The following is a 10,901-nucleotide window of genomic DNA, read 5'->3' on the forward strand; positions in this document are numbered from 1 at the left end:
GACATGGAAGAACGCACTTTTCAGTGACTGGGGAACCTCATGGTGACCAAGCAGTTCAGGGGCATGGCCGAGGAAGCGGATCTGGCGCGGGCGGACTCCCTGGCGCGGGAGATCTTCTCGGACGTCGCCAACAAGTGGGCGCTCCTGATCATCGAGTTTCTCGGGGAGCGCACCCTGCGGTTCAGCGAGCTGCGCGACGAGGTCGAGGGCATCAGCCACAAGATGCTCACCCAGAACCTGCGCATGCTGGAGCGCAACGGCCTGGTCGAGCGGACCGTGCACCCCACCGTGCCGCCGCGGGTCGAGTACACCCTCACCGAGCCGGGCCGGGCCCTGCGCAGGACGATCGACGGAATGTGCGGCTGGACCCACACCTACCTCACCCATATCGAGGCTTCCCGCCGCCGCTTCGACAGCTGAGGTGCGCTTTTCCATCAATGGCGCAAGCAAGGGCGCAAGCGGTACAACCACCCGAGGGCGGGCCGCCGCCCGCCCACCGGACCGCGCCGGCCTACCGGGCGGCGGGGCGGTGAGCCTCCCGCCACTCGCTGGGCGACATCCCGTACGCGGCCCGGAACACCCGGCTGAAGTGGGCGGCGCTGGCGAAGCCCCACCCGTGTGCCACCGCGGCGATGGTGCGGCCCATGGTCTCCCGGCGGCCCAGGTCCCGCCGGCACGCCTCCAGCCGGCGGCTCTGGATCCACCGGCCGGCCGTGGTGTCCTCGGCCTCGAAGAGCTTGTGCAGGTAGCGCACGGACATGTGGTGGGCCCCGGCGATGGTCCGCGGGCTCAGCTCCGGATCGGCGAGGTGCCGGTCGATGTACGCGCGGATGCGCAGCAGCATCGCCGCGTCGCCGCTCGGGGTGTCCGTGGAGGTGCCGCCGAGCCGCTCGTCGGCCAGGACGGTCAGGATGTCCACCACGTTGCGGGCGAGCAGCTCGCCGATGTGCGGGCGGTAGTTCCCCGCCGTGTCCGCGAGCCTGTCCAGGAAGGTGGACAGCAGTCCGCCGAGCGCCGTGTCGGGGCGCAGCGGGGACGCCGTGATCTGCCGTAGCTGCGTCTCGTTCAGCCCCAGCATCTGCCGGGGGATCATGACGGAGACGGTCCGGAAGCGCTCGGGAAAGGTCAGCCGGAACGGGCGCGCCCTGTCGTAGACGAAGACGTCCCCGGCCCGCAGGGTCACCTCGCGGGCGTCCTGCTGGAGGCGGGCGCTCCCTTTGCTCAGCAGCTTCACGACCACGTCCCGGTCCTCGTCGCCCTGGGTGGCGAGCCGCCGGGTCCGCGGGGCCTTCAGCGGGTCGCCTTCGACCGTGGTGACCTGGAGCCGGCCCAGGGGGGCCGTGCGGATGGTGCCGGAGCCCGCCTCGTCGGGGGCGGCCGTCGTGGAGCCTTTCAAACTTTCAAACACTCCCCCGAGCCTGGCTCCTGCCGGCTCCCGGGGCATCGGCACAATGACTGCGAAGTGACTGTGGGGGCCGGGCCCCGGCGTGTGCCGTCACCGCCCCGCGCGGCCCCCCGCGGCCTTGTCCCGCTGTCCCCTCATAGAATGTTTTCGCAGCTCAAACGCACTGGGCCTGCTCAAAACGCACAGGGGCCTGGGGGTCAACGCATGTCGGGTCGGATGTCGGACCACGACCTGTTCGGCAGGGAAAAGGAAGTCACCGTTCTCGACGCGCTCGTGGCCGGGCTGCCCGAGGAGGGCCAGGCCCTCGTGGTGCGCGGCGCTCCGGGGATCGGCAAGTCCGCCCTCCTGGCCCGGGCCACGCGCCAGGCGGAGCGCTCCGGGTTCAGCGTGCTCTCCGCGTCCGGCGTGGAGGCCGAGACCCATCTGCCGTTCGCCGGGCTGTACCAGCTGACGCGGACGATGCTGGACCGGGTGCCACGGCTGCCTCCGGTGCAGGCGGAGGCGCTGCTGGGGGCCTTCGGCATGGCCGCACCGCCCCCCGCCGGGCAGCCCCCGCAGCTCTTCCTGATCGCGCTGGCCACGCTCGACCTGCTCAGCGAAGCGGCCGGCCGGGCGCCCGTGCTGCTGGTCGTCGACGACGCGCAGTGGCTCGACTCGCCGACCCTGGACGTGCTCGCGTTCATGGCCCGCCGGCTCGGGGCCGAGCCCTTGGGGATGCTGTTCGGCGTCCGCGACGGACACCCCACGTCCCTGGACACCCTCGGACTGCGCGAACTGCGGCTTCCCCCGCTCACCCCGGGCGATGCCGGGGCGCTGCTGGACGCCGTGGAGCCGGGGCTGGATCCGCCGCTGCGGCACCGGGTGCTCGACGCGGCCGCGGGCAACCCCCTGGCCGTCATCGAGCTGCCCGCCGCGCTGCGCCGGCGGGGTGCGGCCGCGGCGGCCCTGACCTCCTCGGCCGTCCCCCTCACCGCCAGGCTGGAGCAGACCTTCGCGTCGCGGCTGTCCGACCTGCCGACCGACACGCGGAGCGTGCTGCTCGTCGCGGCCTCCGACGACGAGGGGGCGCTGGGCGAGGTCCTCGCGGCCGCTTCGGTGCTGGCGGGCTCCGATGTCGCGCCGGACTCCGTGTCCCCCGCGGTGGAGCTCGGCCTGGTCACGGTGGACGAATACCGGATCCGGTTCTGCCACCCCCTGGTGCGGTCGGCCGTCCTGCAGTCCGCTTCGCTCACCGAGCGCCTCACCGCGCACGGCGCGCTGGCCGCGGTCCTGGACGGGCACCCCGACCGTCAGATCTGGCACCGGGCCGCGGCCAGCGGCCGGCGCGACGAATCCGTCGCCGCGGAGCTGGACCGGACCGCCGCCAGGGCGGAGGAGCGGGGCGCGCCGGCCGTGGCCCTGGCGGCCCTGGAGCGGTCCATCGCGCTGGGCGAGCTCCCTTCGCACACGGCGAAACGCCTGCTCAAGGCCGCTGGACTGGCCCTGGAACTCGGCAGGGCGGACCAGGCGTCGGCTCTTCTCCACCGGGTGGCGCCGCTGAAGCTCGACGTGCTGGAGCGGGCCCAGACGGTGCTGCTGCGCGAGGGACTCGAAACCGATGTATCGAACAACATCCCACGGCTGCGCCTCCTCATCGCCACGGCGGAGGAGGCGGCGGACGCCGGTGATCCCGGACTCGCGCTGCGGCTGCTGCGCACGGCGGCCCGACGCTGCTGGTGGTCCGACCCGGGCCGCGCCATGCGCGAGCGCGTGGTGGCGGCGGCCGAGCGGCTGCCGGTCCCCGAGCTGCACCCCGAGCTGGTGTTCGTCCTCGCCGGCGCCGCCCCGCTGGAGCGCGGCGCCACGGTGATCGAGCGGTTCGAGCGCCTGGAGAGCGAGGGGGGCTACGACGCCCTCGCCGCCGCCACGCTCGGCACGGCGGCCACGATGATGGGGGGCTACGACCACGCGGCGGGGTTCCTCCGTCACGCGGCGGCCGGTCTGCGGGCCCAGGGACGGCTGTGGCTCCTCGCCCAGACCCTGGTGTCGCTGTCGTTCGTATCGGCGCACACCGTGGACTGGGAATCGGGCCTGCCGAGCGTGGCCGAGGCCGCCCGGCTCGCGGAGGAGAACGCCCAGCCCCGCTGGCTCACCGGCGCGCTCATCGCCAAGGCCCAGCTGTCGGCGGTGCGCGGGGAGCTGGAGACGGCGCGGGCCGCCATCGAACGGGCCGAACGCGGGGTGATCGCCGTGGCGAACCCGTCGAACCTCGCCTACGTCCAGATCACCCGGGGCCTGATCGCGCTCGCGGCCGGCCGTCACGCCGAGGCGTTCGGCTGCGTCTGGCGGGTCTTCGACCCCGCGGACCCCGCCCACCACCCGTATCTCCAGTTCATCGCGATCCCGGTGCTCGCCGAGGCCGCCGTGCGGGAGGAGGACAGGACGGCGGCACGGGCCGCCCTCAGCCGGCTCGACGGCGCGTCCGCGGCCACGACGGCCCGGCTGATCAGGACGAACCTGAGCGTCGCCCACGCTCTGCTGGCCGACGACGAGGACGCCGAGGCGGCGTTCCGGGCGGCGCTCGGCCTGGATCTGTCCCGGGACCCCTTCACCCGGGCCCGCCTCCTGCTCGCCCACGGCACCTGGCTGCGCCGCAGGCGCCGGGTGATGGAGTCCCGGGCGCCGCTGCGGATCGCCCGGGAGTGCTTCGCCTCGCTGGGGGCCGAGCCGTGGCACGAGCGCGCGGGCCAGGAACTCCGCTCCGCAGGCGAGCGGGGCGACCAGAGCAGCCCCGCGGACTGGGACCTGCTCACGCCGCAGGAACTGCAGATCGCGCAGCTGGCGGCGACCGGGCTGTCCAACCGGGAGATCGGCCAGCAGCTCTACCTCTCCCACCGCACCATCGGAGCGCACCTGTACCGGATCTATCCGAAGCTGGGGATCACCTCCCGGGGCCAGCTGCGGGAGAGGCTCCGGCTGGACGACTGAGATCCCCATGCGGCCGGCCGCCTCAGTCGAACCGCAGGTCGGAGAGTTGCCGCTCGAGCGCGTCCACGTCGTCCCCTTCGTCCACGTCGTCCCTGTTCGTCTCCCGGTCCGGGCGGGCGGCCATGAGGGCGGCCAGCTCGCCGCCCGCCCGCCGGATGCGCGCGGGCAGGCCCTCCGTGTAGTCGTCGCCGCCGGACCCCCAGTCCTCGGAGGCCGCGTACACCGCGGTGGGGACCAGGGCGGCACGCAGATAGCTGAACAGCGGGCGCAGGGCGTGCTCCAGGACCAGGGAGTGGCGGGCCGTGCCGCCCGTCGCCGCGACCAGGACCGGTTTCCCGGTGAGGGCCTCCGGGTCGATCAGGTCGAAGAAGGACTTGAACAGCCCGCTGTACGAGGCGGTGAACACGGGGGTCACGGCGATCAGCCCGTGGGCGCCCGTGACCGCGTCGATCGCGGTGGCGAGCGGCGGCGCGGGGAAGCCGGTGACCAGGTGGTTGGCGACGGCGACGGCCAGCTCCCGCAGCTCGATGACGTCGACCCGCACCTCGTGGCCCCGGGCCTCGAGTTCGCCGCGGGCCGACTCGGCCAGCCGGTCGGCGAGCAGACGGGTGGAGGACGGGGTGCTCAGCCCCGCCGAGACGGCGACGAGCCTCATGCGGCGGACACCTCCCCGCGGGCGCGCAGCGTCTCGTGGGTGGGGGCGTCCGGCACATCGGCCGGGCGGCCGATCGCGAACTCCTTCCGCAGCACGGGCACCACCTCCTCGCCGAGGATGTCCAGCTGCTCCAGGACGGTCTTCAGGGGCAGCCCGGCGTGGTCCATGAGGAACAGCTGCCGCTGGTAGTCGCCGACGGACTCACGGAAGGACAGCGTCCGCTCGATGACCTGCTGGGGTGAGCCCACCGTCAGCGGGGTCTGCTCGGTGAACTCCTCCAGCGAGGGCCCGTGCCCGTAGACGGGCGCGTTGTCGAAGTAGGGGCGGAACTCCCGCACCGCGTCCTGGGAGCTCTTCCGCATGAACACCTGCCCGCCCAGGCCCACGATGGCGTCCTCGGGCCGGCCGTGGCCGTGGTGGGCGTAGCGCCGCCGGTAGAGCTGCACCATCCGCCGGGTGTGGTCGGCGGGCCAGAAGATGTTGTTGTGGAAGAAGCCGTCGCCGTAGAAGGCCGCCTGCTCGGCGATCTCGGGCGAGCGGATCGAGCCGTGCCACACGAACGGGGGTGTGCCGTCCAGCGGCCGGGGGGTGGAGGTGAAGCCCTGGAGGGGCGTACGGAACGTGCCCTCCCAGTCCACCACGTCCTCCCGCCACAGCCGGCGCAGCAGGGCGTAGTTCTCCTTGGCGAGGTTGATGCCCTGCCGTATGTCCTGGCCGAACCACGGATACACCGGGCCGGTGTTGCCGCGGCCCATCATCAGGTCCACCCGGCCGTCGGCCAGGTGCTGGAGCATCGCGTAGTCCTCGGCGATCTTCACCGGGTCGTTGGTGGTGATCAGCGTGGTGGCGGTGGACAGGATCAGCTTCTCGGTGCGGGCGGCGATGAAGCCGAGCATCGTGGTCGGCGAGGACGGCACGAACGGCGGGTTGTGGTGCTCGCCGGTCGCGAAGACGTCCAGGCCGACCTCCTCCGCCTTCAGCGCGATGGCCACCATCGCCTTGATGCGTTCGTGCTCCGAGGGGTCACGGCCGTTGGTCGGGTCGGGGGTGACGTCCCCCACCGAGAAAATACCGAACTGCATGGGGGCCTCTTCGTTCCGGCGGTGGTGGTGCTTGCGGGGCGCGGTGACTTCGCCGTGATCACTTCGCCAGGAAGGCGAGGAGCGCGGCGTTGACCTCCTCCGCGTGGGTCCACAGCAGGCCGTGCGGGGCGCCCTCGATCTCCACGTACTCGGCGGACGGGAGCGCCCTGTGGAACGGCCGCGCGGTGCCCTCGGCGGGCAGGATCCGGTCGGCCGTGCCGTGCAGGATCAGGGCCGGCACGTCGATGGCCGGGATGTCGGCGCGGAAGTCGGTGTACCAGGTCGAGGGCGCGGCGGCGGCCGCGAAGAACCCACCGCCCGCGGCCACGTTCCAGCTGTTGCGCACGGCCTCCTCGCTGATCCTGGTGCCGAGGTTCTCGTCCAGGTTGTAGAAGTCCTTGAAGAAGGCGGTGTAGTACGCGTACCGGTCCGTCTTGACGGCGGCGACGACGCCGTCGAAGAACTCCTTGGGGGCCACCCCGTCGGGGTTGTCGTCGCTCTTGAGCAGGCAGGGCTCCAGCGAGGCCAGGAAGGCGACCTTGGCGACCCGGGCCGAGCCGTGGGCGGACACGTAGCGGGCGACCTCGCCGGTGCCCATCGAGAACCCGACCAGGACGGCGTCCCGCAGGTCGAGGGTCTCCAGCACGGTGTTCAGGTCGGCCGCGAAGGTGTCGTAGTCGTACCCGGTCGTCGGCTGGCTCGACTGCCCGAAACCGCGGCGGTCGTACGTGATCACGCGGTAGCCGGCGTCGAGCAGCACGGCCGTCTGCCGCTCCCAGGAGTGGCCGTCGAGCGGGAAGCCGTGGATGAGGACGACCGGCTGCCCGCTTCCGTGGTCCTCGTAGTACAGGTCGATGGGGGTGGAGTTCTCCTGGCCCACGGTGATGTACGGCATGTGTCGCTCTCCTCGTTTCCGGATGGCTGCGCGCGGCAGGGCGCCCGGCCACGGTAGGGCGGGCGCCGCGCCGCCTCTTGCCGAGCAGCGCACAGCGTCTTGCCCAGGGGTGCAGGACTTCGCGCGGCCGACTGTCCGCCGATCGGGTGGATCATGACCGCGAGCGTCGGCGAACGGGCACCTGTCCCCATGTCGGAAGCCGAATGCCGGGACCGAATGCCGGCGGCCGGACGGGGGCCCGGGGCCGGAGGGGGCCGGCCGACGTCGTGAAGGGAGACTCATGCGCCGTGCGCAGGGAGAACCGACCGCGGGCCGGGCCCGATGAGGACCGTGCCCGGCCGCACCGACCGGGTGGTGGTGGTCGGGGCGGGCCTGGCCGGCCTCGCCACCGCCCTCCACCTCCTCGGCGCGGGACGCGAGGTGACCGTGGTCGAGCGGGCGGCCGTGCCCGGCGGGCGGGCCGGCCGCGTGGAGCGCGGCGGCTTCCACCTGGACACCGGCCCCACCGTGCTCACCATGCCGGACCTGATCGAGGAGGCGCTCGCCGCGGTCGGCGACCGGCTCTCCGACCGCCTGAGCCTGATCGAGTTGCACCCCGCCTACCGCGCCCGGTTCGCCGACGGCGACCACCTCGACGTGCACACCCGCGCCGAGGCCATGGAAAGCGAGGTCCGGCGCTTCGCGGGCGCCCGGGAGGCGCTCGGCTACCGGCGGCTGCGGGCCTGGCTGAAGGAGCTCTACGCGGTCCAGATGCGCCGTTTCATCGACACCAACTACGACTCGCCGCTGCGGCTGCTGCACCCCGATGTGGCACGGCTGGCCGCGCTCGGCGGCTTCGGCCGGCTCGACGCCCGGCTCGGCCGCTTCCTCGCCGACGAGCGGGTGCGCCGGGTGTTCAGCTTCCAGTCCCTCTACGTGGGGGTGCCGCCGGCCCGGGCGCTGGCCGCGTACGCCGTCATCGCCTACATGGACACCGTGGCCGGGGTGTACTTCCCGCGCGGCGGTATGCACGCCCTCCCGCGGGCGCTGGCCGACGCGGCCGCCCGGGCGGGCGCCGACCTCCGCTACCGGCACCGCGTCACCCGTCTGGAGCGCACGGGCGAGCGGATCACCGCGGTGATCACCCACCGGGGGCGGATCCCCTGTGACGCCGTGGTGCTCACCCCCGACCTGCCGGTCGCCTACCGGCTGCTGGGGCGGCGGCCGCGCCGCCCGCTGCGGCTGCGCCACGCGCCCTCGGCGGTGGTGCTGCACGCGGGCACCGACCGCACCTGGCCGCAGCTGTCCCACCACACCCTGTCCTTCGGCACCGCCTGGAAGAGCACCTTCCACGAGCTGACCCGCGCGGGTGCGCTGATGACCGACCCCTCGCTGCTGATCACCCGCCCCACGACCCACGACCCGGGCCTGGCCCCGCCCGGCCGCCATCTGCACTACGTCCTCGCGCCCTGCCCCAACACCGAGATCGGCCCGGATCCCCGCGCCTGGCGGGAGCTGGCCCCCCGCTACCGCGACCGCCTGCTGACCGAGCTCGAGCGGCGCGGGCTGGCCGGGCTCGGCGCCGCCATCGAGGAGGAGTGCCTGGTCACCCCGGCCGACTGGAGCGCGCAGGGGCACGCCGCGGGCACCCCCTTCTCGGCCGCCCACACCTTCGCCCAGACCGGCCCGTTCCGCCCCCGCAACCTGGTGCGCGGGGTCGCCAACGCGGTGCTGGCCGGCTGTGGCACCACCCCCGGGGTCGGGGTGCCGACGGTGCTGCTCTCCGGGAAGCTGGCCGCCGCCCGCATCACCGGCCCGCCGGCCCGCCGGCGCGCGCCGGAGCGAGGCGGCCGGCCGTGACCGGCCGGGAACTGGCCGCCGCGGGCATCACCGACCCGGCGCTGCGCGCCGCCTACGCCCGCTGCCGGGCGCTCAACGCGCGGCACGGCAGGACGTACTTCCTGGCCACCCGGCTGCTGCCGCCGGCCCGCCGGCCGGCGGTGCACGCGCTGTACGGCTTCGCCCGCTGGGCCGACGACATCGTCGACGACCTGAGCTGCGGCGCCGGGCCCGCCGAGCGGGCCGCCGCGCTCGACGCGCTCCAGGAGCGGCTGGCCTCGGGGCTGCGGACGGGGCGGAGCGAGGAGCCGGTGGTGCGGGCCCTGGCCCACACGGCCTCCGTGTACGACATCGACCACCGGCACTTCACCGACTTCATGGCCGCCATGCGCAGCGACCTGGTGGTCACCGACTATCCGACCTACGCGGACCTGCGCTCCTACATGCACGGCTCCGCCGCCGTCATCGGGCTGCAGATACTGCCCGTCCTGGGCACGGTCGTACCGCGCGCCGAGGCCGCCCCGCACGCCGCGGCGCTGGGGATCGCCTTCCAGCTCACCAACTTCCTGCGGGACGTGGGAGAGGACCTGGACCGCGGCCGGGTGTATCTGCCCGGCGACCTGCTCGCCGCGCACGGCGTCGACCGGGAGCTGCTGGAGTGGAGCCACACGACCGGCTCCCGCGACCCGCGCATCGTGGCCGCGCTGCGCGCGGCCGCCCGGCTGACGCGGGGCGTCTACCGGGCGGCGGCCCCGGGCCTGGCCATACTGGACCCGGTGTCCCGGCCGTGTGTGCGGACCGCGTTCGTGCTGTACGGCGGCATCCTGGACGCCATCGCGCGGGACGGCTACGCGGTGGTGCACCGCCGGGCCGTGGTCCCGCGCCGCAGCCGCGCCGCGGTCGCGCTGGACGGTCTCGGCCGGGTCGCGGCCGCGCGGCTCCGGGCCCGGGCCGGCCGGTCACGGCCGGCCGGCCCGGGCGGGCGTCCCCGACTGTGAACCCCCGGGTGGAAGGGCACCGCATGACCGACTCCGACCGGCGCGCCCCACGGGGGCGCTATCCGCTGCGGCTGCGTCGCGCGCCCGTCCCCTGGGAGCGGCAGCGGCCCACCTGGCGGGACGCCAGGGCCGGGCTCATCGCCGAGGCGCTGCGACGCGCCCAGGCCCGGCCCGGCGGCGACTGGTACGTGCTGGCGGCCGCCCGCGACATCCGGCCGGGGCGCGCGTTCGGCCGTACCGTCGCCGGGGTGGAGGTCGTCGCCTGGCGCGACGCCGACGGCCGGCTGCGGACCGGCCCCGGGGCGTGCCCGCACCTCGGGGCCCCGCTGAAGGACGGCCCGGTCCGCCGCGGCACCCTGATCTGCCGCTGGCACGGGCTGGCGCTCCCCGGCGGGCCGCTGCCGGGCTGGGCCCCCTTCCCGTCGTACGACGACGGCGTGCTGGCCTGGGTGCGGCTGGACCGGGCCGGCGGGGAGCCGCCGCTGGAGCGCCCGGTCGTCCCGGCCCGGCCGCGTCCCGCCGAGGCGGTGACCGCCGTCTACACCGGCGTCGGCCGCTGCGAGCCGCAGGACGTGGTGGCCAACCGGCTCGATCCCTGGCACGGCGCGTGGCTCCACCCGTACTCCTTCGTGGATCTGACGGTGGTGGACACGCCCTCCGGCCAGGACACCCCGGACGGCGACGGGTTCACCGTGGAGGTGTCCTTCAAGGTGGCGGGGCGGGCCACGGTGCCGGTGCTGGCGCGGTTCACCGCGCCCGGGCCGCGTACCGTCGTCATGCGGGTCGTGGAGGGAGAGGGGCGGGGCTCGGTCGTCGAGACGCACGCCACGCCGCTGTCGCCCGACGCGGCCGGACACCCCCGTACGGCGGTGATCGAGGCGGTCGTCGCGGCCTCGGACCGCCCGGGTTTCGCCGTCGCGCGCGCCCTGGCGCCCCTGCTGCGGCCCGTGATGCGCGCCGCGGCCGGCCGGCTGTGGCGCGACGACCTGGCCTACGCGGAGCGCCGCTGGGCACTGCGCAGCGCGGGGGTCTTCCCGGGCTGAGCGGCGGTCCCGGCAGGGCGGCCGGCCGGGCGGGCGGT

Annotated in this window: 9 protein-coding genes; 5 read left to right on the forward strand and 4 right to left on the reverse strand. The window is 74.5% G+C overall.

Annotation, left to right across the window (positions count from 1 at the left end):
- The first annotated feature begins 39 nt into the window (after window positions 1-39).
- The gene (locus BBH68_RS34700; protein WP_065967746.1) at window positions 40-420 is read left to right on the forward strand and encodes a winged helix-turn-helix transcriptional regulator; all 381 of its coding nucleotides are present in this window, start codon (window positions 40-42) and stop codon (window positions 418-420) included.
- A 91-nt stretch (window positions 421-511) separates the two neighbouring features.
- Here the strand turns inward: BBH68_RS34700 and BBH68_RS34705 are convergent, their stop codons facing one another.
- Entirely contained in the window at window positions 512-1,396 is an 885-nt protein-coding gene (locus tag BBH68_RS34705; protein WP_065967747.1) for an AraC-like ligand-binding domain-containing protein, read from the reverse strand.
- Between the two features lie 225 nt (window positions 1,397-1,621).
- Here BBH68_RS34705 and BBH68_RS34710 point away from each other — a divergent pair, with 225 nt between their 5' ends.
- On the forward strand, window positions 1,622-4,372 hold the full coding sequence (locus BBH68_RS34710; protein WP_065967748.1) for an ATP-binding protein: 2,751 nt from the start codon (window positions 1,622-1,624) through the stop codon (window positions 4,370-4,372).
- 22 nt (window positions 4,373-4,394) lie between these two features.
- Here the strand turns inward: BBH68_RS34710 and BBH68_RS34715 are convergent, their stop codons facing one another.
- From BBH68_RS34715 to BBH68_RS34725, 3 genes are read right to left on the reverse strand one after another with little or no spacing between them, the layout of a single operon-like run.
- The gene (locus BBH68_RS34715) at window positions 4,395-5,027 is read right to left on the reverse strand and encodes an FMN reductase (protein ID WP_065967749.1); all 633 of its coding nucleotides are present in this window, start codon (window positions 5,025-5,027) and stop codon (window positions 4,395-4,397) included.
- Window positions 5,024-6,109: an LLM class flavin-dependent oxidoreductase gene (locus tag BBH68_RS34720; protein ID WP_065967750.1), complete on the reverse strand. Its 1,086-nt coding sequence runs from the start codon at window positions 6,107-6,109 to the stop codon at window positions 5,024-5,026. The genes BBH68_RS34715 and BBH68_RS34720 overlap by 4 nt, the downstream gene beginning before the upstream one ends.
- 58 nt (window positions 6,110-6,167) lie before the next feature.
- Window positions 6,168-7,004 (reverse strand): alpha/beta fold hydrolase, encoded by an 837-nt coding sequence (locus tag BBH68_RS34725; protein WP_065967751.1) that lies wholly within the window; start codon window positions 7,002-7,004, stop codon window positions 6,168-6,170.
- Window positions 7,005-7,325: 321 nt separating this feature from the next.
- Here BBH68_RS34725 and crtI point away from each other — a divergent pair, with 321 nt between their 5' ends.
- Genes crtI through BBH68_RS34740 form a run of 3 tightly spaced genes read left to right on the forward strand, consistent with a single transcriptional unit; the run spans window position 7,326 to window position 10,863 of the window.
- On the forward strand, window positions 7,326-8,843 hold the full coding sequence (gene crtI, locus BBH68_RS34730) for a phytoene desaturase family protein (protein WP_065967752.1): 1,518 nt from the start codon (window positions 7,326-7,328) through the stop codon (window positions 8,841-8,843).
- Window positions 8,840-9,820 (forward strand): phytoene/squalene synthase family protein, encoded by a 981-nt coding sequence (locus BBH68_RS34735; RefSeq protein ID WP_065967753.1) that lies wholly within the window; start codon window positions 8,840-8,842, stop codon window positions 9,818-9,820. Before crtI ends, BBH68_RS34735 begins: the two co-directional genes overlap by 4 nt.
- Before the next feature lie 23 nt (window positions 9,821-9,843).
- Window positions 9,844-10,863: a DUF5914 domain-containing protein gene (locus BBH68_RS34740; protein ID WP_065967754.1), complete on the forward strand. Its 1,020-nt coding sequence runs from the start codon at window positions 9,844-9,846 to the stop codon at window positions 10,861-10,863.
- The last annotated feature ends 38 nt before the right edge of the window (window positions 10,864-10,901 follow it).

Origin of the sequence: Streptomyces sparsogenes (genome assembly GCF_001704635.1) — a bacterium.
GTDB lineage: Bacteria > Actinomycetota > Actinomycetes > Streptomycetales > Streptomycetaceae > Streptomyces > Streptomyces sparsogenes.

Coding starts and splice junctions, on each gene's coding strand:
- BBH68_RS34700 (WP_065967746.1), top strand. CDS start 40: ATGGTGACCAAGCAGTTCAGGGGCATGGCCGAGGAAGCGGATCTGGCG.
- BBH68_RS34710 (WP_065967748.1), top strand. CDS start 1,622: ATGTCGGACCACGACCTGTTCGGCAGGGAAAAGGAAGTCACCGTTCTC.
- BBH68_RS34715 (WP_065967749.1), bottom strand. CDS start 5,027: ATGAGGCTCGTCGCCGTCTCGGCGGGGCTGAGCACCCCGTCCTCCACC.
- BBH68_RS34720 (WP_065967750.1), bottom strand. CDS start 6,109: ATGCAGTTCGGTATTTTCTCGGTGGGGGACGTCACCCCCGACCCGACC.
- BBH68_RS34725 (WP_065967751.1), bottom strand. CDS start 7,004: ATGCCGTACATCACCGTGGGCCAGGAGAACTCCACCCCCATCGACCTG.
- crtI (WP_065967752.1), top strand. CDS start 7,326: ATGAGGACCGTGCCCGGCCGCACCGACCGGGTGGTGGTGGTCGGGGCG.
- BBH68_RS34740 (WP_065967754.1), top strand. CDS start 9,844: ATGACCGACTCCGACCGGCGCGCCCCACGGGGGCGCTATCCGCTGCGG.